The organism is Streptomyces odontotermitis, assembly GCF_050510915.1.
Classification (GTDB): domain Bacteria; phylum Actinomycetota; class Actinomycetes; order Streptomycetales; family Streptomycetaceae; genus Streptomyces.
This window is the reverse complement of sequence record NZ_JBNJLS010000001.1, coordinates 653,370-670,003: the sequence shown is the minus strand read 5'-3', so window position 1 is coordinate 670,003 and position 16,634 is coordinate 653,370. Positions and strand designations below refer to the sequence as shown.

General features: G+C 71.7%; 17 protein-coding genes. 5 read left to right on the top strand and 12 right to left on the bottom strand.

Annotated features, from left to right (window positions below; genetic code table 11):
• Positions 1-15: 15 nt before the first annotated feature.
• Both ddaH and ACQB60_RS03100 read right to left on the bottom strand, forming a co-directional pair.
• Positions 16-837 (bottom strand): dimethylargininase, encoded by an 822-nt coding sequence (gene ddaH / locus ACQB60_RS03105; RefSeq protein WP_496924763.1) that lies wholly within the window; start codon positions 835-837, stop codon positions 16-18.
• Between the two features lie 111 nt (positions 838-948).
• Positions 949-1,131, bottom strand: a complete 183-nt coding sequence (locus tag ACQB60_RS03100) for a DUF6243 family protein (protein WP_496924226.1) — start codon at positions 1,129-1,131, stop codon at positions 949-951.
• Between the two features lie 177 nt (positions 1,132-1,308).
• On the opposite strand from ACQB60_RS03100, the gene ACQB60_RS03095 reads away from it, so the two are divergent.
• Positions 1,309-1,941 (top strand): TetR/AcrR family transcriptional regulator, encoded by a 633-nt coding sequence (locus ACQB60_RS03095; RefSeq protein WP_496924225.1) that lies wholly within the window; start codon positions 1,309-1,311, stop codon positions 1,939-1,941.
• On the opposite strand, the gene ACQB60_RS03090 is transcribed toward ACQB60_RS03095, so the two are convergent.
• A complete protein-coding gene (locus tag ACQB60_RS03090; RefSeq protein WP_496924224.1) occupies positions 1,928-2,827 on the bottom strand; it encodes a glycerophosphodiester phosphodiesterase in 900 nt (299 codons plus the stop codon). The two genes, ACQB60_RS03095 and ACQB60_RS03090, sit on opposite strands and share 14 nt — an antisense overlap.
• 197 nt (positions 2,828-3,024) lie before the next feature.
• On the opposite strand from ACQB60_RS03090, the gene ACQB60_RS03085 reads away from it, so the two are divergent.
• On the top strand, positions 3,025-3,777 hold the full coding sequence (locus ACQB60_RS03085) for a bifunctional DNA primase/polymerase (RefSeq protein ID WP_496924223.1): 753 nt from the start codon (positions 3,025-3,027) through the stop codon (positions 3,775-3,777).
• A 30-nt stretch (positions 3,778-3,807) separates the two neighbouring features.
• Here the strand turns inward: ACQB60_RS03085 and ACQB60_RS03080 are convergent, their stop codons facing one another.
• From ACQB60_RS03080 to ACQB60_RS03045, 8 genes are all read right to left on the bottom strand, one after another.
• Positions 3,808-4,794 carry an SCO2278 family lipoprotein gene (locus tag ACQB60_RS03080; RefSeq protein WP_496924222.1) on the bottom strand — a complete coding sequence of 329 codons (987 nt, stop codon included), beginning with the start codon at positions 4,792-4,794 and terminating at the stop codon, positions 3,808-3,810.
• Between the two features lie 69 nt (positions 4,795-4,863).
• Entirely contained in the window at positions 4,864-5,214 is a 351-nt protein-coding gene (locus tag ACQB60_RS03075) for a hypothetical protein (RefSeq protein ID WP_496924221.1), read from the bottom strand.
• A gap of 70 nt (positions 5,215-5,284) precedes the next feature.
• Positions 5,285-6,136: an iron uptake transporter permease EfeU gene (gene efeU / locus ACQB60_RS03070; RefSeq protein WP_496924220.1), complete on the bottom strand. Its 852-nt coding sequence runs from the start codon at positions 6,134-6,136 to the stop codon at positions 5,285-5,287.
• Positions 6,137-6,143: 7 nt separating this feature from the next.
• The gene (gene efeB, locus ACQB60_RS03065; protein ID WP_496924219.1) at positions 6,144-7,463 is read right to left on the bottom strand and encodes an iron uptake transporter deferrochelatase/peroxidase subunit; all 1,320 of its coding nucleotides are present in this window, start codon (positions 7,461-7,463) and stop codon (positions 6,144-6,146) included.
• A 42-nt stretch (positions 7,464-7,505) separates the two neighbouring features.
• The gene (gene efeO, locus ACQB60_RS03060; protein ID WP_496924218.1) at positions 7,506-8,666 is read right to left on the bottom strand and encodes an iron uptake system protein EfeO; all 1,161 of its coding nucleotides are present in this window, start codon (positions 8,664-8,666) and stop codon (positions 7,506-7,508) included.
• Positions 8,667-8,894: 228 nt separating this feature from the next.
• Positions 8,895-9,770, bottom strand: a complete 876-nt coding sequence (locus ACQB60_RS03055; RefSeq protein WP_496924217.1) for a heme ABC transporter ATP-binding protein — start codon at positions 9,768-9,770, stop codon at positions 8,895-8,897.
• Positions 9,767-10,834, bottom strand: coding sequence for a FecCD family ABC transporter permease (locus ACQB60_RS03050; RefSeq protein WP_496924762.1), 1,068 nt, complete (start codon positions 10,832-10,834; stop codon positions 9,767-9,769). Before ACQB60_RS03050 ends, ACQB60_RS03055 begins: the two co-directional genes overlap by 4 nt.
• Positions 10,835-10,866: 32 nt before the next feature.
• Complete coding sequence (locus ACQB60_RS03045) at positions 10,867-11,931, bottom strand: heme/hemin ABC transporter substrate-binding protein (RefSeq protein WP_496924216.1); 1,065 nt, start codon at positions 11,929-11,931, stop codon at positions 10,867-10,869.
• Positions 11,932-12,086: 155 nt separating this feature from the next.
• Here ACQB60_RS03045 and ACQB60_RS03040 point away from each other — a divergent pair, with 155 nt between their 5' ends.
• The 3 genes from ACQB60_RS03040 to ACQB60_RS03030 all read left to right on the top strand — a co-directional run bounded on the left by ACQB60_RS03040 (position 12,087) and on the right by ACQB60_RS03030 (position 15,856).
• Complete coding sequence (locus tag ACQB60_RS03040) at positions 12,087-13,586, top strand: HtaA domain-containing protein (protein WP_496924215.1); 1,500 nt, start codon at positions 12,087-12,089, stop codon at positions 13,584-13,586.
• Between the two features lie 96 nt (positions 13,587-13,682).
• Positions 13,683-15,191, top strand: coding sequence for an HtaA domain-containing protein (locus ACQB60_RS03035; protein ID WP_496924214.1), 1,509 nt, complete (start codon positions 13,683-13,685; stop codon positions 15,189-15,191).
• Complete coding sequence (locus tag ACQB60_RS03030) at positions 15,188-15,856, top strand: PhzF family phenazine biosynthesis protein (RefSeq protein WP_496924213.1); 669 nt, start codon at positions 15,188-15,190, stop codon at positions 15,854-15,856. The genes ACQB60_RS03035 and ACQB60_RS03030 overlap by 4 nt, the downstream gene beginning before the upstream one ends.
• Before the next feature lie 8 nt (positions 15,857-15,864).
• Here ACQB60_RS03030 and ACQB60_RS03025 read toward each other — a convergent pair whose 3' ends face one another.
• Positions 15,865-16,524 carry a biliverdin-producing heme oxygenase gene (locus tag ACQB60_RS03025; protein ID WP_496924212.1) on the bottom strand — a complete coding sequence of 220 codons (660 nt, stop codon included), beginning with the start codon at positions 16,522-16,524 and terminating at the stop codon, positions 15,865-15,867.
• Positions 16,525-16,634 lie beyond the last annotated feature (110 nt).

Sequence of the window (16,634 nt, the reverse complement as noted above, 5' to 3'; positions counted from 1 at the left end):
CGGTTCTCCTGACGGCTACGGACGCAGCTCCTGCGTGCAGCACTTCACGCTGCCACCGCCCTTGAGCAGCTCGCTCAGATCCATCCCGACGGGTTCGTAGCCGCGCTCCCTGAGCGGCTCGAAGAGGCCGAGGGCGGCCTGCGGAAGCAGCACGTGCAGGCCGTCCGAGACCGCGTTGAGGCCGAGGGCCGCGGCGTCCGGCTCCTCGGCGATCAGCGCGTCGGGGAAGAGCCGCTCCAGGACGGCGCGGCTCCCGGGCGAGAACGCGGGCGGGTAGTACATGACCTCGTCGGTCGCGTCGTCGAGGACCGCGAGCGCCGTGTCGAGGTGGTAGTAGCGGGGGTCGACCAGGTCGAGTCCGATGACCGGGCGGCCGAAGAACTCCTGTGCCTCGCCGTGCGAGAGGGGGCTGGCCCGGAAGCCGCGCCCGGCCAGGACGTAGGAGGAGGTGACGGCGAAGTCGCCCTCTCCCTCGTTGATGTGGTCCGGCTCGTGGATGTCGGTGTAGCCGTGCGCGCGGAACCACTCCACGTGGGCCGCGGCCTCCAGCTCCCGCTCGGCATGGGCGAAGCGCGCGCCGAGCACGCGGCCGCCGATGACGGTGGCGCCGTTGGCCGCGTAGACCATGTCCGGCAGTCCGGTCCGAGGGGTGAGCTCCTCGACGGTGTGGCCGAGCGAGCGGTAGCGGTCGCGCAGGTCTTCCCACTGGGCGACCGCGAGGGGGACGTCCACGGGTTTGGCCGGGTCCATCCAGGGGTTGATGGAGTACGTGACCTTGAAGTGTGCCGGTGAGCACATCAGGTAGCGCCGGGGTGTGGCGCGCCGGGCAGTTCGCAGCAAGGAGGGCTCCTCACATACCGCAGGGGCAGATGCTGCCCATGGTGCGGTCTGAGGAGCCCTCCCGCAGTGAACTGAACGGGTGGTTCGGACGCCACCCGTTCTCTGCGCTCATGACCGTCCGTCGGCCGAGCGGCCCTCCTGCAATCTACGCAGCAGCTCACGCTTCTGTTCCTGCGGGCTGAGCCCGCCGCCCACGCGCCCGGCGCCCCCTCCGCCGCGCAGTGCCCTGCGCGACAGCTTGCTGCGGGTGCCGCCGACGCCCAGCATGTTTCCGGATCCGCCTCGGGTCATGTCCGGCCTCCGTTTCCGTGGACGACTTCGAAGGGCGATCTGCGACCTGCGAGAGACGCCCTTCGAATTGGTGAGACGGTTCGTCTCGCTTGGCCTTCACTCTGGACGAGACGGGGCGTCTTGTCAATGCCAAAAGAGACGGTACGTCTCGCCTCGTCGAGTGCTACCTTCGACGGCATGGCCCAGAAGACCGCTCCTGACTCCACGCGCCGCAGCGAGCGTTCGCGCCGCGCGATCTACGACGCCGCCCTCGCCCTCGTCGGCGAGGTCGGCTTCAGCAAGATGACGATCGAGGCCATCGCTTCCCGCGCGGGCGTCGGCAAGCAGACCGTGTACCGCTGGTGGCCCTCGAAGGGTGACGTCCTGCTCGACGCCTTCCTCGACCTCGGCGGCCAGGCCCACGCGGAGGCCAACAAGGACGGCGAGGGTGCCGACGCCCCGTACGAGATCCCGGACACCGGGGATCTGGAGGCCGACCTCAAGTTCGTGCTGCGGGCCACCGTCGACGAGCTCGTGAACCCGAAGTACGACGCCCCCTACCGCGCCCTCGCCGCCGAGGGCATGCTCAACCCGCAGCTCGGCGCCGAGTTCGTGGAGCGGCTCCTGGAGCCCTCGCTCCAGCTCTATGTGAACCGCCTGCGCGCGGCCCAGGAGGCGGGCCAGGTCGCCCCCGCCGTCGACCCCCGCATCGCCCTGGAACTGTGGACGGGCCCGCTCGCGCAGCGCTGGCTGCAGCGAACGGGCCCGCTCACGCACGAGTACGCCGACAAGCTCGTCGAGTACGCGCTCTACGGCATCACACCGCGCTAGGACCCTCCCGGAAAGGGTCCTCGTTCAGCGGCCAATCGGCGTTGCGCCCGGGGGACTTGAGCCCCTTCGCCGGGGTGCGCGCGAGCCGCCCCGGGGCGTCCGTGATGATGCCGTTGCAGCCGAGCCGCAGCGCCCGGTCGCGCTGCTTCGGGGTGGTCACCGTGTGCGCCCACACCCGCGGGATGCCGGAGTTGACCGCACGGATCAGGTCCTGGTCGCGCGCCTTGTAGTCGACGTCCAGGAGGTCGACGAAGGACGCCCACTGCTCGGGCTGGTCGGTGCGCATCTGCTTCTTCGATCGCCACAGCTGCGCCAGCAGACCCATGCGGTGCGCGCGGTGGGCCACCGCGGGCTTGTTGGAGTTCACGAAGACCGAGCGGGCGAGGCCCCGGGACTTGATGGCCGCGCCGAGCGCCCGCAGGCTGCGCGGGTCCTTCGCCTCCAGCATCAGCATGATCCGCCCGCCGAAGCGGTCCAGGACCTCCGCCACCGTCGGCGGCCGCTCCGGGCGCCAGCGGCCCGGCAGCTCCGTCCTGGGGCGGATGCGCACGTCCTGCCAGCCGCGCCGGTCGAGCCGGTGCACCGAGCCGGACTGGTAGGTGGTGCGGTCCAGCATCTCGTCGTGCATGACCACGAGCGTGCCGTCACGCAGTATCCGCGTATCGAAGTCGAGGACCTGGGCCGTGCCGCGCTCGTACGCCGCCGCCAGGCCGGACATGCTGTTCTCCGGCACTTCGAGGGCGCCGCCGCGATGGGCGGTGTAGACGACGCGGGGGAGTGCGTCCACGGTGAGGGGGCCGCCGCCCCACTCCAGGGGGGCGAGGAAACCTGAGGGCCCGGCGAGGGCCAGAGTCGTGAGACCGGTGAGCACAGTCCGAGTGACCATGGCGACCACGGTAGGGGGGTAAATCCCTTCTTAGTACGCAATGACGCGCTAAGTCACCCAGCGGCTGGCATCCGCCCCCGTACCCCGGATGTGGGCTCTGGCCCCCCGGAGAGCAGGATGGTGGGACCATAGGTCATGCTGACGGGCATCACGGTGAGGAATCACAGTGAGGTGACCAGAGCGAGATGAGGGGATAGATGGGCGCGGAGTTCGGCCGCCGCACCGGCGGACAGAGCAGGTTTTCCCAGTGGCTCGGCCGCGGTCGCCGTCCGAAGAACGCCACGGACCAGGCGGACGGCGCGGGCGGACGCGAGCGCCTGCTGCTCGCCGCCGCGGCCGCGGGACTGCCCCTCGCCCCGGCCGCCCACCCCAGCGGCTACCGATGTTCCTGCGACCGCATCGGCTGCCCCACCCCGGCCCGGCACCCCGTCTCCTTCGCCTGGCAGACGCAGTCCACGACCGACCGCTCGCAGATCGAGCGCTGGGCCCGGCACCAGCCGCAGGCCAACTTCATCACCGCGACCGGCATGGTCCACGACGTCCTCGACGTCCCCCTCGAAGCGGGCCGCGCCGCCCTGGAGCGGCTCCTCGACGCCGGGATCGAAGTCGGCCCCGTGGCCGAGTCCGGCGCCGCCGACGGGCAGGGTCGGATGCTCTTCTACACGGCGACGCGCGGCACCCCCGAGGACGAGGACGAGTGGTGGCCCTGCGAGCTGGACTGCCACCCCGAGACGATGGACGAACACCCCGGCCTGCGCTGGCACTGCCGGGGTTCGTACGTTCTGGTGCCGCCCGCGCGGCTGCCCGAGGGGCTGAGCGTCGACTGGGTGCGCGGCCCCGAGCATCCGCTGCCGGATCCGCTGACGCTCCTGGAGACGCTCACCGACGAGTGCGCGCGCGTCGCGGGCGAGCCCCAACACGACGTCGCCGCCTGGCCGTTGCGCGGCTGACCGTCACGCATCCCGGTCCCCGCGCGGGGGCTAGGAGCCCTTCGCGCCCGTGAGTCCCTGGATGCGGCCGAGGAAGGCCACCTTGCCGCCGCCGGACTTCTTCGGGTCGAGGACCACCTGGTTCGAGACGCGCTCCAGCGTCACCGACTCCTTCGCCTCGCCCTCCATGAGGGCCTTCGCGTCGCCGTCCACGTTCAGGTCGAGTCCCTTGGCCGCCGTCTGCTTCTCGTAGTGGTGCGTCGAGAAGAAGACCAGCGCGCCGCCGTCCTCGGTGCGCATCGCCACCGGGGCGAACGCGCCGCCGTTCTGCGGCTGGTCGATGTACTGGTAGCCGATGCCGCCGCGGCTCTTCTTGCTCTTGTCGCGGATCGCCTTCCACCGCGTCGTGTGGTCGCCCGGCGCGAACTGGTCGCCGCCCTTGTTCAGATACGTCGTGTACTGCTCGCCGAGGTCCGCGGGCGCCACCGCGAGCCGGGCCGAGTCGGCCGGCACCGGCTCGATGTAGCCGTCCTTGTCCTTCTTCAGCTCGGGGACGCGCTCCGGTGCCACCAGGTTCAGGTACGAGGCGCGCCACACCTCGTCGGGGCCGCTCTTGGTGAAGACGAAGATCCAGCGGATGTTCTCCGGCCTGCGGTTGGTCGCCTTCGTGTCGGCGACGAACCAGCGCGGCCAGCCCGCCTTCTTCGGGATGGAGTACTTGGCGTCGGTGAGCTTCAGTGGGGTCCCGTTGGGGTTGCCGCCCGGGTGCTGCACGCCCCGCGACTTCAGGCCCGCCTGGTTGATGGCGCCCAGCGGGCCGTTGATCCGGTCCGCGTCCAGGGCCGGGTCGTACGCCTTCTCCGCCTTGTTGTACGCGGCCAGGAAGGACTGCAGGGCCTTTGCCGCCTCGGCCTTGGTGGCCGACGGCACGACCTCCCGCTCACCGTGCACGGTCACACAGCCGCTCGCCGCCAGCGCCAGAGCGGTCACCGCGGCCGCCGGCATGGCCAGCCGGCTCAGACGTCGAACCCTACTCATCGGATTACCTTCACCTAGCCCTTCCCGGGCCCGAACCATATCGGGCCCGGGAAGCGAGCGAGCAGCCGGTCAGAGCTCCTGGAGGTACGTCTCGTAGACCCAGCCGCGCTTGCTGGAGCGCGGCAGGTCGCCGTAGAACCACTTGTTGTGGTGGCTGTTGATCTTGTAGCAGCGGACGTAGAAGCCGTCGAAGGACTGCAGCCGCGTGATCTGGCCGTACTTGGCGGCCGGGCCCTTGCGTGCGGGAGCGCCGAAGCTGCCGACGAGCATCTGGTGGTTCTTGATGTTCTTGCTGCACGCCGTGCCGCCGACGGTGCCCGCCGCCGAGGCGGTGGGGGCCGCGACGAGCGTGCCGCCGAGTGCGACGGCGGCCGCGGCGGTCACCGTGGCAAGGGTCGTCCCGATACGGGAGTTTCGCATGAGTTTCTTCCCCGCTGATCAGCCTGTCGGGCGAGCTCCGATGGCAGCGCCCGTTGAGTCAAGGCTGATCCTAGACACGGGAGTTCGACGGGGGGACGGCGGTACGGATGTTGCGTCCGGATCGGAATGAGGGCGCGAGGAACAGCGCCAGCGTCGGCACCAGGTACAGGAGCCAGACCACGACCTGGAGCACCGTCGGGTCGGGCTGGAAGTTGAGGACGCCCTTCAGGAGCGTGCCGTACCAGCTGTCCGGCGGGATCGCCCCGCTGATGTCGAACGCCTTGTTCTGCAGACCGCCGAGGAACTCCGCCTCCTGCAGGTCGTGGACGCCGTACGCGAGGACGCCCGCCGCCACGACCACCAGCAGACCGCCGGTCCAGGTGAAGAACTTCGCGAGGTTGATGCGGACCGCTCCCCGGTAGAACAGCCAGCCGAGCGCGATGGCCGTGAGCAGGCCCAGGATCACGCCGATCAGCGGGCCGTGCGTGCCGTCGTTGGAGGCCCGCACCGACGCCCACACGAACAGGGCCGTCTCCAGGCCCTCGCGGCCCACGGCGAGGAACGCGGTGGCGACCAGGGCGCCCGTGCCCATCTGCAGCGCCGCGTCCAGCTTGCCGTGCAGCTCGGCCTTCAAGTGCCGCGCGGTGCGCCGCATCCAGAAGACCATCCACGTCACCAGGCCGACCGCGAGGATCGACAGGGAGCCGCCGAGGGCCTCCTGCGCCTGGAACGTCAGCTCCTGCGAGCCGAAGGTCAGCGCGCAGCCGAAGCCGAGCGCGAGCGCCACCGCGACGCCGATGCCGATCCAGATGGGGCGCAGCGCGTCCCGGCGCCCCGTCTTCACCAGGTAGGCGATGAGGATGCAGACGACGAGGCTGGCCTCGAGTCCCTCGCGCAGGCCGATCAGATAGTTGCCGAACATGGACTGCTCACGCCTCCTTGGAGCTCTTGGCGAACAGCGCCCGGCCCCACCAGTCGTCCTTGTCGCGGACGCCCGGCGGGATCGCGAAGACCGCGGAACCCACGTGCTGGATGTACTCGTTGAGGGCGTCGTTCTTCTCGGACAGGCTGCGCTGCACCGGGATGAAGCCCTTGCGGACGTCGCGCTGGTACGCGAGGAAGAACAGCCCCGCGTCCAGGCGGCCCAGGCCGTCGGTGCCGTCGGTGAAGGAGTAGCCGCGGCGCAGGATCGTCGCACCGCCGTTGCTGTCGGGGTGCGCGAGCCGCACGTGCGCGTCCGGCTTCATCGCCTTCAGGAACGGCTCGTCGCGCTCCTTGGCCTTGCCGACCGGCGCGCCCTCGCCCTTGTCGCGGCCGAAGACGTCCTCCTGCTCCTGGAGCGACGTCCGGTCCCAGGTCTCGATGTTCATGCGGATGCGGCGCGCCACGAGGTACGAACCCCCGGTCATCCAGGCCGAGTTCGCGTCTGTGTCCCTGCCGTCCACCCAGACGTGCTCGGTGAGCCGGCGCGCGTCCGTGCCCGCGATGTTCCGGGTGCCGTCCTTGAAGCCCATCATGTTGCGCGGGGTCTGCGCGTCCGGCGTCGTCGACGACGTCTTGCCGAAGCCCAGCTGGGACCAGCGGATGGCGACCTTGCCGAAGCCGATGCGGGCGAGGTTGCGGATGGCGTGCACGGCGACCTGCGGGTCGTCGGCGCACGCCTGGATGCACAGGTCGCCGCCGCTGCGGGTCCTGTCGAGGTTGTCGCCGGGGAACTTCGGCAGGTCCACGAGAGCCTCGGGCCGCCGGTCCGCCAGGCCGAACTTCTCGAACAGGGAGGGCCCGAAGCCGATGGTGAGGGTGAGCCGGGACGGCTTGAGGCCGAGGGCCTCGCCGGTGTCGTCCGGCGGCGCCTCGGCGAGCGAGCCGTAGGCGCCCTCGCCGACCTCGTGGCCGGCGGTCATGCGGGCGGCCGCCTTCGTCCAGTCCTTGAGGAGCTGCACGAACTCGTCCCGGTCGGCGGTCTTCACGTCGAACGCGGCGAAGTGCAGCCGGTCCTGGACGGCGGTCGCGATGCCCGCCTGGTGACGGCCGTGGAAGGCGACGGCCGCGCCCGCCTCGCCGGCGGGTACCGCCTCGTTCTCGTCGTCCCGGGCGAGGGCGACCGCGCCGCCCGCCACGGCGGCGCCGAGCGCGAGCCCCGCGCCGCCCCAGCCGAGCAGTGAACGCCGCGACGGGGCACGGGAGTTGGTCGCCTCGTCCGGTGCCGGTTCCGGCACGGTCTCGGTAGTGGTCTCGGTGTCCGCCATGACAGGCTCCTCGGCTCTCCCTGAACTCCTGCTGCGCCTGCGCTACTTGCTCTTGACGACGGCCGCGGCCAGCTTCGAGAGCGGCTCGGCGAGCGCGTTGACGGCGTCGGACAGCTCCTTCTGCTCGGGCTTGCCGACCTTGTCGTACGAGGTGAAGTCGTAACCGCCCTTGTCCTCGCGGTACTTGTCGAGGAGCTTGCTCATGGCCGCGAACTGCTTGTCGAGCTCCTTGGTCAGCGCCGGGTCGTTCTCGGCGGCGACCGGCTTCAGGAGCTCGTACGACTTCTCGGCGCCCTCGACGTTGGCCTTGAAGTCGACGAGGTCGGTGTGCGAGTAGCGCTCCTCCTCGCCGGTCACCTTGCCGGTGGCGACCTCGTCGAGGAGCTCCTTGGCGCCGTTGGCCATGGAGGTCGGGGTGATCACGGCCTTGCCGACGCGGTTCTGCCAGTCCTTGAGGTCCTTGTCGAGCAGGTCGGCGAGCTCCTTCTCGCGCTCGCCGATCTTCTTGTCCTTCCACAGCGCCCGCTCCAGGCGGTGCCAGCCGGTCCAGTCCTTCTCGATGCTCTGGCCCTTGGCGAGGCCGTCCTCGCGGACGTCTACCTTCGGGTCGATGTCGCCGAAGGACTCGGCGACCGGCTCGGTGCGCTCCCAGCCGATGCGGGAGGGGGCGTACGCCTTCTTCGCGGCCTCCAGGTCGCCCTTGCGGACGGCGTCGGTGAAGACCTTCACCTTGGGCAGCGTCTGATCGGCCTGCTCCTGCGCGTAGGCGCGGTAGTCGGCGACGGCCTTGTCCAGGCGGGGGTCGCGCTTGGCGGTCTTGCCGCCGCCGGTCGCCTTCACCTGCTGGCGCACGCCCTTGCCCTTCATGCCGGGGATGCAGGCGATCTGGTAGTCGCCCGCCTTCACCTCGGCGGTGACGGTGTGCTTGGTGCTGGGGCCGATGTTCTCGCGCTCGGTGACGATGCGGTCGTCCGGGAACAGGATCTCGACCTCGGTGACGCGGGAGCCCTTGTTCTCCACGGCCAGCTCGACGTGCCCGGCCGGGAACTCCTTCTTCGACACCTCGCACTTGTTGTCGGACGCGGTGACCTTGATCGCCCCGTCGCCGCCCTTGGCGTCGCTCTTCTCGGTGCAGCCCGTGACGGCGGCCAGGGCCGCGACGGTCGCTGCGGCGGTGACAACGGAGAGGCGGGCGGGTCGCATACGGGCTCCAAGACGCTTCACGGACGGGTGCTGCTCGACTGAGGCGGACCTAACTTAACCGAGCCTTACCTCGGTAGTACCCACCCGTCCGGTGATTCAGCTCTCACGCATCGCGCCCTGCTCACGGGCAGGTCACGGCCCGGCGATGGGCCGTCCATGGGCAGGCAAAGGGAGGGTCAAGGGGTGCGATCAAGGGGGCTGGGAGGACTGGGAGGGGTGGAGCCGGAGTCAACGGATGGGGCGGGCCGGAGTCACGAGCGGAACCCCTGTCCGCGGATGCGGAAAGACGTCCACGCGCTGCCGGTACACCCGCGACAGCAGCTCCTCCGTGAACACCTCGCCGGGCGCCCCCTCCGCCGCCACCCGCCCGTCGCACAGGACCGCCGCCCGGTCGGCGTACGCCGCCGCCAGGCCCAGGTCGTGCAGGACCACGACGACCGCGTCCCCGGCCGCCGCCCGCTCCCGGCACAGCCGGAGCACTAGCTCCTGGTGGCGCAGGTCGAGCGCGGCGGTCGGCTCGTCGAGGAGCAGCAGGGGCGCGCGCTGCGCCAGTACGCGGGCCAGGGCGACGCGCGCCCGTTCCCCGCCGCTGAGCGCCGCGAAGGGCCGCGCCGCGAAGGCGTCCACCTCCGTGGCGGCCAGCGACTCGGCCACCACCCGGTCGTCGTCTTCGTCGGACCCGCGGCGCGTACCGGCCCAGGGCGCTCGCCCCATCCGGACGACCTCCTCGACCGTGAACGGGAAGGAGAGCGCGGCCGACTGCGGCAACACGGCGCGGCGCAGGGCGAGTTCGGGGGCGCTCCACCCGGTGGCGGGGCGCCCGCAGACCCGTACGACTCCCTCGTCCGCCGGGAGGTCGGCGGCGAGCGCGGCCAACAGGGTCGACTTGCCCGCCCCGTTGGGGCCGACGAGGGCGAGGACCTCGCCCGCGCGCGCCGCGAGCGTGACCCCGGCGAGGACGTCCCGGCCGCCGAGCCGGACGCGCACCCCGTCGGCCTCGGCGAGAGGCTCGCCGGGCGCGGCGGGAGCGGGCGGCTCGTGCGCGAGTCCGCTCAGCTGTCCGCTCAGCCGTCCGGTCAGCTGTCTGCCCAGCCGGAGGATCATGCCCAACCCCCTTGCCTGCGCCGGGTCCTGCGCAGCAGCCAGAAGAAGAACGGGCTGCCGAAGAGCGCCGTGAGCACTCCCAGCGGCAGCTCGGCCGGGGCGGCCACCGTGCGGGCCGCGAGGTCCGCGCCGACCAGCACGACGGCGCCGCCGAGCGCGCTGCCCGGGACGAGGAACCGGTGCCCGGGACCCGCCGCCATGCGCAGCAGGTGCGGCACGAGGAGGCCCACGAACGTGACGATCCCGGCGACTGCCACGGCCGCCGCGGTGAGCAGCGCGACGACGAGGATGAGCACGATCCGCAGCCGCTCGACGTCCACGCCGAGGTGCCGGGCGGGCCGCTCCCCGAGTGCGAGGAGGTCCAACTTCCGTGCGTACCACGGCGCCACGGCCAGCCCGGCGAGCGCGCACGGCAGCACCGCGAGCACCTTCGGCCAGGTCGCCTGCGCCAGCGAGCCGAGCTGCCAGAACGTGATCTGGCTGACCTGGGCGTTGTCGGCGAAGAAGAGGAACAGGCCGATGAGGGCGCCCGCGAAGGCGTTCACGGCGATCCCGGTGAGGATGAGCGTGACGACCTCGGTGCGCCCGCCGTTGCGTGACAGCGCGTACACGAGGAGCACGGTCGCGAGGCCCGCGAGGAACGCGCACACCGTCACGGTCCAGTTCCCGAAGAAGCCGAGCCCGAACGCGAGAGAGGCGACGGCGCCGACAGCCGCTCCCGAGGAGATCCCGATGACGCCCGGCTCCGCGAGCGGATTGCCGAACACGCCCTGCATCAGTGCCCCCGCGCACCCCAGCGACCCGCCCACGAGCAGCGCGAGCGTCACCCGGGGCAGCCGCACGTTCCACAGCACGCTCTCGCCGACCCGGCCCAGGGCGGCGCCGCCGAGCCCCATGCGGTGGCGCACCGAGCCGAGGACGTCCCCGAGCGGGATGTCGTAGGCGCCGATCCCGGCGGAGAGGAGGCAGAGGAGGAGCAGGGCGGCGAGCAGGGCGAGGGTGAGGACGGGGGCGACGGGGCGGCGGCGTGGCGGCGCGGTGGCGGCAGCTTCCTGGGCGGTCAACTCGCCCGTGGCGTCCGCCGGTTGTGTGGCCGTCACTGTCCGTCCGCCCGGTACAGCTGGTCCACCAGGGACTTCAGGACCTGGTCGGTGCGGGGGCCGTAGTTGAGGAGCGTGCCGTCGTCGATGGCGACGACGCGGCGGTCGGCGCCCGCCGGGGTCTCGGCGACGCCGGGGATGCGCACGAGCCCGTCGACGCCGTCCACCGACTCCAGGCCCTTGGTCATGACGAGGATCGCGTCCGGCGCGGCCGCCGCGAGCGCCTCGCTGGTGATCGGTGTGAAGTCCTTCTTCAGGCCCGACGCCTTGCCCGCGTCGACGGCGCCCGCCGCCTCCAGGAGCGAGCTCGCCCCCGACGCGCGCCCGCCGAGCAGGTACACGGAGGCCGAGCCGCGCAGATAGAGGAAGGCCACCCGGGGCTTGCCGGTGTGCGCGGGGACGGACTTCCGCACCTGCGCAATGCGCTCCCGCGTACGGGACTTGAGTTCCGTGCCCGCCTTCTGCACGCCGAGGGCGCCCGCAACGGCGTCGATCCTCCGGTCCACGTCGCCCAGGTTCTTGGCCGGGTCGAGCACGACGACGGGGACGCCCGCGTCACGTATCTGGCCGAGGGCCTCGGCGGGGCCCGTGGTGGTGTCGGCGAGGACGACGGTGGGCTTCAGGGACAGCACGCTCTCGGCCGACACGTCGTGGGCGCGCGTCACCACGGGCAGCTTCCCGGCCTGCTCGAAGGTGGCGGTGATGTCGCGGGCCACCACGTGCTTGCCGAGGCCGAGGGTGAACACGATCTCATTCAGGGACCCGGTGAGCGGCACGATCCGGCTGGTGTCCTCGACCGTCACCTTGTGACCGTCGGCGGAGCGGACGGTGACGGGCAGTTGGGGCCGGGGCGTCGACTTCAGGGGCTCGACGCGGTCGGCGGGCGCGCTCTTCGCGTGCGCGGCGCCGGGCCCACCGTGACCGCCGCCTCCACCACCACCTCCACCGCCGCTACCGCCTCCGTCGCCGGAGGTGCCGCACCCCGTCAGAAGGAGGGCGAGCGCGGTGGCGAGCGTGCCCGCGAGGCGAAGAGCGCGGGGCTGTGAGCGCTGCGTGCGCACCGAAGTCCACCGTCCTGTCGTGCTGTTGGGGTGCCGGGCGAGGTTGCCGGGGCGGGAGGGGTTCCCGCTCCCGGCGATCATAGTTTAGGTTAGCCTTACCTAAATCGCCAGGTCCCGAGTGGACCTGACATGTGCACAGGTGCAGGAGGAGTCCGATGTCCACGTCGGCACACATACGCGCGGCCGTCCGCAGGCCGGGCATCACCCTGATCGCCGCGCTCGTCCCGCTCGTCGTGCTCGCCGGGGTGCTGCTCACGGCGACGGCCGCGCACGCCGAGGAGCGCACGGTGCGGGGCGGGCGGCTCGACTGGGGCATCAAATCCTCCTTCCAGAGCTACGTCACCGGGCCTGTGGCGCACGGCAGTTGGACCCTTCAGGGCGGTGCCGCGACGGTCGGCGACAGCCAGTTCCGCTTCCACTCCGCGAGCGGCGGCTACGACCCGGAAAGCGGCGCCTTCCGCGCCTCGTTCTCCGGCGCCGTGCACTTCACCGGCCACAAGAAGGGCGGCTCCTACGAGCTCGACCTGACCATCGGCCGCCCCACCGTGAAGGTCTCCGGCGGCTCCGGCACCCTCTACGCCGACATGGTCAGCAAGGAGAAGGGGACCGGAAAGGTCACCACGGCCGCCCAGGTCCCGCTCGCCTCGCTCGACGTGTCCGGCCTCGCCATGAAGGGCGGCGGCGGACCGATCGCGCTCACCGGCCTTCCCGCCACGCTCACTTCGCAGGGCGCCAAGGCGTTCGCCGGGTACTACGCGTCGGGCACCCGGCTCGACCCGGTGAGCCTCTCCGCGGACCTCGCACCGAAGTCCACGGCCGGGAACCCGTCCGGGAAGGGCGCCGAGAGCCCCGCGAAGGACAAGGACGACAAGGGCGAGGACAAGGGCAAGGACAAGGACGGCAGGGGCAAGGGCAAGAAGGGGGCGAAGGCGGCGGGCCGCATCGAGGACGCCGCCGTCGACTGGGGCGTGCGCCGCACCTTCCGCGAATACGTCACCGGCTCCCTCGCCCACGGCAAGTGGACCCTGTCCGGCGGCGCCCAGGACGGCGGCGCGCTCTTCCGCTTCCCGCGCGGCGAAGGCACGTACGACCCGAAGAAGCACACCCTCGACGCGGACTTCGCGGGCGGGATCCGCTTCACCGGAAAGCACGGCCTCGACATCGCGCTCAGCAAGGTCACCGTCGCCGTGCGGGACGGCAAGGGCACCCTGTCCGCCGACGTCGACAGCAAGGACCTCACGGCGAAGAAGGCCCCGCTCATCACCTTCAGAGCCGGTCGGCTCACCCCGAAGGACGGCCTGGTGACCCTCGCCGAGGCCCCCGCCGAACTCACCGCCCAGGGCGCCAGGACCTTCGGCTCGATGTACAAGGCGGGCACCGCGATGGACCCCGTCTCCCTCGCGGTCGCCCTCGACGCCGACGCGCACCTGCCCGCGCTGCCGGACCTCGGCTCGTCCGCGAGCCCGCAGCCCGAGGCGAAGAAGGCCGCCGTCGGCACCGGGAAGACGGCGAAGGCGTCGGACGGCTCCTCCGCGGCGGTGCCGATCGGGATCGGCACGGGCGTCGCGGTGCTGCTCGCCGCCGGGATCACCTTCGGGGTGCTCCGCAGGCGCCGCGCCGCCAGCGCCACCAGCACCACCGACCCCGCCAACTGACCTGCAAAGAACGCCACTTCACCACCGCAACAGCAACTCCAGGCCGCTTCTCGCACTCCCGACTTCCCTCAAGTTCCCTCAAGGAGACCCCCGACCATGGCTGCCATCCGCCGCCCCATAGCCCTCGCCTCGGCCGCCGCCACCGCCGTGGCCCTCGGCGCCACCGTCCTCGCGGCCGCCCCCGCCGCCGCGGCGGACACCCCGCTGAAGGACTACCGGCTGACCTGGGGCGTGAAGGAGAGCTACCGCACCTACGTCACCGGCATGGCGGCGGGGAAGATCACCCCCGCCGGGGGCGCCGAACAGGCCAAGGACAACGGCCCGTTGACGTTCGTGGACGGCACCGGGTCGTACGACACGGACAAGCACACCGTCTCCCTCGCCTTCAAGGGCAGCGTCAACTTCACCTCGAAGCTGCACGGCTTCGACGTCAAGCTGTCGGACGTCCGCTTCGACAGCGCCAGGGCGAGGATCACGGCCGACGTCAGCAAGGACGGCGGCGCCGCGCAGGACGACGTGCCGCTCGCCGACGTCACGGTCACGCGTTCCATGACCGACATGAAGACCAAGCTGACCAAGGAGGCCGACGAGGCGCTCGGCGGGGGCGGCCGCTACACCGGCGCGGCCGGCGACCCGCTGACGGTCGCGCAGAAGTCCCCGGAGCCCACGCCGACGCCCACGCCGCCCCCCACGCCGACCCCCACCCGGACGCCCGCGCCCACGCAGACCCCGACACAGAACCCCACGGGTACCGCGTCCCCGACCATGGCCCCGACCACGCGGCCGACGGGCACCTCCGCCCCGACGGAGACCACGCACCCCGAAGGCGCGGTCTTCGACGGCTCGCTCGCCTGGGGCGTCAAGGAGTCCTTCCGCCGCTACATCGAGTCCGGCGGCACGGCGGTGCCCTCCGGCGGCGCGAGGAAGAACGACAACGGCTACGACTTCCCGTACGCCAAGGCCGACTTGGACTCCGACGCCAAGAAGCTGACCGCGTCCTTCGGCGGTGCCGTCCGCTTCCAGTACAAGGCGCACGGCATCGACATGAAGTTCAGCGACATCAAGGTGGCCGCCGACGGCGCCAGGGGCACGCTGACGGTCGACGTCACCACGCCCAAGGGCACCCACGACGACGTGAAGTTCGCGACGCTCGACCTCTCCAAGGTCTCGTACGGGCCGAAGGACGACGTCGTGGTCCTCGACCAGGTCCCGGCGGCGTTGACGGCGGCGGGCGCGCGGCAGTTCGCCAGCGACCAGGCCCCCTCCCAGTACAAGGAGGGCGACCCGATCGACCCGGTGACGCTGGCGCTCACGCTGACCGCGGACGGCAAGCTCCCGTCGGGCGGGACCGGCGGACCTGCCGGGTCGGGGGACTCCGGCAACTCCGGTGATTCCGGCAACTCCGGTTCCACGGGCGGCGGTTCGGTCTCCCTGGGCGACGGCGCGGACACCGTCGGCGGCGGCTCCGGCTCGCTGGCCAGCACCGGTGCGGGGGTCCCGTCGGGGGCGCTGCTCGGCGCGGCGGGCGCGGTCGTGGCGGTGGGCGCGGGCGCGATGTACGCGGCGCGGCGTCGGCAGCGGACGGATGCTTCAATGCGGGGATGAGCGAATTCCCCGATGCCCTGGACTCCCTCGACGTGGTGCGTGTCTTCTGCGGGCCGGACGGTCGGCACGGCAACGAGCTGGGAGTGGCCCGCGACGGAGCCCTGCTGCCGGACGTCGCGGACCGGCAGGCCCTCGCGGGCAAACTCGGCTACAGCGAGACGGTGTTCGTCGATGACCCCGAGCGCGGGGTCATCGACATTTACACCCCCTCGCAGCGCCTGCCCTTCGCGGGGCACCCGTGCGTGGGCTCCGCCTGGCTCCTCGACCTGCCGGAACTGCGCACCGAGGCGGGCGTCGTGGAGGCGCGCCAGGACGGGGAGTTCACGTGGATCACGGGGCGGGCGGAGTGGGTGTCGGGGAAGGCGACGCGCCAGTACGCGAGCGTCGCCGAGGTGGACGCGCTGGGGATCCTGCCGCCCGGTGAGTGGATCTACGCGTGGGCGTGGGAGGACGAGGCGGCGGGGAAGGTGCGGGCGCGGGGGTTCCCCGGGCGGGGGGACGGGATCGACGAGGACGAGGCGACGGGGGCGGCGGCGCTGCTGCTCACGCAGGAGCTGGGCCGAGCGCTGAACGTCCGCCAGGGGCGGGGATCACAGGTCCTGACGGCGCCCGGTCCGGGTGGGCTGATCGAGGTGGGCGGGAGGGTTTCCCTTTCCCCGGCTTGATGAGGGGTTCACGCGGTGAGAGGGAACTCGGCCCCGAGCTCGGCGAAGACCCTCGTATTCAAAGCGAAGGCGTTCTTGCACTCGTCGATGATGCGCTGGCGCTCCAGATCGTCCCGCACCACCGCGTCGAGGCCGTCCAGGAGTTCGCGGTAACTGCGCTTGAACGCGGCCGGGTTGGAGATGTCCTCGAAGACGTAGAAGCGCACGCCGTCGCCCTTGCGGGCGAAGCCCCAGGTCTGCTCGGCCTTGCCGCGGATGATCTGGCCGCCGGAGAGGTCGCCCAGGTAGCGGGTGTAGTGGTGGGCGACATAGCCGCCCGGCCAGGTGCGCGCGCACTCCTCGACGCGGGCCGCGTAGGCCGCCGTGGCCGGCAGGGGCGTGAGGTGGGCGCGCCAGTGCGGGCCGCGCAGGTGCGCCAGGTCGCGCTCCAGTTCGGTGACGCGGAGCAGCTCCGGTCGTATGAAGGGGCCCGCGACGGGGTCGTCCCGCAGGGCGTCGGCACCGTCCTCCAGGGCGCGGTAGACGAACCACAGCTGCTCCGTGTAGCGCGCGTACGCGTCGACGCCGAGCCTGCCGCCGAGCAGGTCGCTCATGAACGTGGACGTCTCCGCCTCGGTGTGCTGTTCGTGCGAGGCGGTGCGGATCAGCGTCGAGAACGGCGTGTTCATCGGGGGCCTCCGATGCCGAAGAGGAAAGGCGGGAACCAGTGCGACCGCGGTCGATCATTCCAAGTTAGGCTTACCTAAGTCAACTGGTTCCCGACACCCTGTCGGTAAAA

What these genes read in the sequence shown, in the direction of transcription:
- ACQB60_RS03100 (WP_496924226.1), bottom strand. Translation starts at nt 1,131, where the DNA reads ATGACCCGAGGCGGATCCGGAAACATGCTGGGCGTCGGCGGCACCCGC.
- ACQB60_RS03095 (WP_496924225.1), top strand. Translation starts at nt 1,309, where the DNA reads ATGGCCCAGAAGACCGCTCCTGACTCCACGCGCCGCAGCGAGCGTTCG.
- ACQB60_RS03090 (WP_496924224.1), bottom strand. Translation starts at nt 2,827, where the DNA reads ATGGTCACTCGGACTGTGCTCACCGGTCTCACGACTCTGGCCCTCGCC.
- ACQB60_RS03085 (WP_496924223.1), top strand. Translation starts at nt 3,025, where the DNA reads ATGGGCGCGGAGTTCGGCCGCCGCACCGGCGGACAGAGCAGGTTTTCC.
- ACQB60_RS03080 (WP_496924222.1), bottom strand. Translation starts at nt 4,794, where the DNA reads ATGAGTAGGGTTCGACGTCTGAGCCGGCTGGCCATGCCGGCGGCCGCG.
- ACQB60_RS03075 (WP_496924221.1), bottom strand. Translation starts at nt 5,214, where the DNA reads ATGCGAAACTCCCGTATCGGGACGACCCTTGCCACGGTGACCGCCGCG.
- efeU (WP_496924220.1), bottom strand. Translation starts at nt 6,136, where the DNA reads ATGTTCGGCAACTATCTGATCGGCCTGCGCGAGGGACTCGAGGCCAGC.
- efeB (WP_496924219.1), bottom strand. Translation starts at nt 7,463, where the DNA reads ATGGCGGACACCGAGACCACTACCGAGACCGTGCCGGAACCGGCACCG.
- efeO (WP_496924218.1), bottom strand. Translation starts at nt 8,666, where the DNA reads ATGCGACCCGCCCGCCTCTCCGTTGTCACCGCCGCAGCGACCGTCGCG.
- ACQB60_RS03055 (WP_496924217.1), bottom strand. Translation starts at nt 9,770, where the DNA reads ATGATCCTCCGGCTGGGCAGACAGCTGACCGGACGGCTGAGCGGACAG.
- ACQB60_RS03040 (WP_496924215.1), top strand. Translation starts at nt 12,087, where the DNA reads ATGTCCACGTCGGCACACATACGCGCGGCCGTCCGCAGGCCGGGCATC.
- ACQB60_RS03035 (WP_496924214.1), top strand. Translation starts at nt 13,683, where the DNA reads ATGGCTGCCATCCGCCGCCCCATAGCCCTCGCCTCGGCCGCCGCCACC.
- ACQB60_RS03030 (WP_496924213.1), top strand. Translation starts at nt 15,188, where the DNA reads ATGAGCGAATTCCCCGATGCCCTGGACTCCCTCGACGTGGTGCGTGTC.
- ACQB60_RS03025 (WP_496924212.1), bottom strand. Translation starts at nt 16,524, where the DNA reads ATGAACACGCCGTTCTCGACGCTGATCCGCACCGCCTCGCACGAACAG.